This is a genomic window from Agrococcus sp. HG114, from assembly GCF_024723325.1.
Lineage (GTDB): Bacteria > Actinomycetota > Actinomycetes > Actinomycetales > Microbacteriaceae > Agrococcus.
Genome location: NZ_JANQCH010000237.1, coordinates 1 through 1,016 on the forward strand (window position 1 = coordinate 1; position 1,016 = coordinate 1,016).

Sequence of the window (1,016 nt, forward strand, 5' to 3'; positions counted from 1 at the left end):
GCCCGAGCGCGTCGTGCTGCGCGGCGAGAGCGCGTCGTCCGTCCAGCTGCTCGGGGCGACGCCCATGGCGTCGTACCGGGCGTTCTGGGCCGAGGATGCGCGCTCGGCCCGCCAGCTGACCGTCACGGGCCTCGTGCCGGGGGACCGCATCCGCATCGCCGCCCTCGACCGCTACGACGGGCAGGTGCTGAGCGTCGCGCGCGCCGGCTTCGAGCGCGTCGCGAGCGCCGAGGAGGGCCGCGGCCGGCTCGTGGGCATCACGGTCGGCGAGCTCTCGAGCCGGTGGCTGCCGACGGTCGGCGACCCCTCGGGCGTGCGCTTCGTCGGCGACCGCGCCGAGCAGCTCGCGTCGGCGCTGCACCGCGACCGCGACCTGGGCACGTTCGTCGTCGAGGGCGGCATCGGCCCGGGCGACGGCTTCCAGATGCAGGTGCAGCCGGGCGCCCCGATCGTCGCGCCCGAGGAGATCGGCGCGCTCGACCCCGCCGACCCCGTGCAGGCGCCGCACGAGCTGCCCGATCCGATGCTCGCCGCGCTCGCCGCGTGGACGGGCGATGCCGCCACGCCCGGCGAGCGGCTCGCCGCCATGGTGCAGGGGCTCCGGTCGAGCGGCTACGTGAGCCACGGCGTGCTCGAGGACGAGGCGCCCTCGCGCCCCGGCCACTCCAGGGAGCGGCTCGCGGAGCTGTTCGCCGACCCGATGATCGGCGACGCCGAGCAGTACTCGACGGCGGCGATGCTCCTGGCGCGGCAGCTGGGCTTCGACGCTCGCGTCGTCGTGGGCTTCACCCCGGACGCGATCCAGGTCGGCCTCCCGACCTCGGTCGTCGGGGCCGATGCGGATGCGTGGCTCGAGGTGCGCACGGAGTCGGGGTGGGCGGGCATCGACGTCACGCCGACGCCGCGCCCCATCCCCGAGCAGGAGCAGGGCGCCCCGGTCGTCGTCGAGGAGCCGCCCGCCCAGCAGGCGCCCGCGCCCGCGCCGGGCGGGCAGCAGCGGGGCGCGGACCCGGCGG

1 protein-coding gene is annotated in these 1,016 nt (G+C 77.6%); it reads left to right on the top strand.

The annotated features are described in order from the left end of the window. A partial coding sequence (locus NWP09_RS12975) for a transglutaminase domain-containing protein (RefSeq protein ID WP_309137125.1) occupies positions 1-1,016 on the top strand: 1,016 nt, incomplete at both ends.